1 protein-coding gene is annotated in these 879 nt (G+C 66.0%); it reads right to left on the bottom strand.

What is annotated here, in order from left to right; genetic code table 11:
* Positions 1 to 15: 15 nt before the first annotated feature.
* Positions 16 to 879, bottom strand: an 864-nt coding sequence (locus tag SPF06_RS22005; protein WP_323281305.1) for a PTS transporter subunit EIIC, incomplete at its 5' end; no start/stop codon positions are given.

The following is an 879-nucleotide window of genomic DNA, read 5'->3' as shown; positions in this document are numbered from 1 at the left end:
GGTTGGCTGGTTCGGTTATTTGGCGGGTTCGGTTTCGACGGTGACTTCGTCGTCTTCGCGGCCGGGGGTGCGGAGGTTCCAGCGTTTGATGACGAAGGAGAAGAGGAAGTAGTAGATCGCGGCGTAGGCGAGTCCGATGGGGATCAGGAGCCAGGCGTTCTGGGCCTTGCCGAAGTTCAGGACGAAGTCGATCAGGCCGGCGGAGAAGGTGAAGCCGTCGTGGATGCCCAGGAGGTTCACGAGCGCGAGGGAGGTGCCGGTGAGCACGGCGTGGATGACGTACAGGGGGAAGGCGACGAACATGAAGGAGTACTCGATCGGCTCGGTGATGCCGGTCAGGAACGCGGTCAGGGCGGTGGAGAGCATGATGCCGCCGACGATCTTCTTCTGCGAGGGCTTGGCGTGGCGCCAGATCGCGAACGCGGCCGCGGGCAGGCCGAACATCATGATGGGGAAGAAGCCGGTCATGAAGGTCCCGGCGGTGGGGTCGCCGGCGAAGAAGCGGTTTAGGTCCCCGCGCACGAGGGTCCCGGCGGCGTTGGTGTAGTCCCCGACGAGGAACCAGACCATGGAGTTCAGGATGTGGTGCAGCCCGGCGGGGATGAGCATGCGGTTGGCGAAGCCGTAGACCCCGCCGCCGATGACGGTGTTCGAGGCCACGGCCTGCCCGACCCAGGACAGGGCGGCGTTGAAGAGCGGGTACAGGAAGGACAGGACGACCCCGACCGCGAGGGAGGTCACGGAGGTCAGGATGGGCACGAGGCGCCGGCCGGAGAAGAAGCCGAGGAAGTCCGGCAGCTTGGTGCGGTAGAACCGCTGCCACAGGCCCGCGGAGAGCAGGCCCACGATGATGCCCGCCAGGACGCCGTAGTTGATCGC

Origin of the sequence: Sinomonas terricola, from assembly GCF_034931225.1 — a bacterium.
Classification (GTDB): Bacteria; Actinomycetota; Actinomycetes; order Actinomycetales; family Micrococcaceae; genus Sinomonas; species Sinomonas terricola.
Note: the sequence above shows the minus strand (reverse complement) of the source record. Positions and strands in the feature narration are given on the sequence as shown.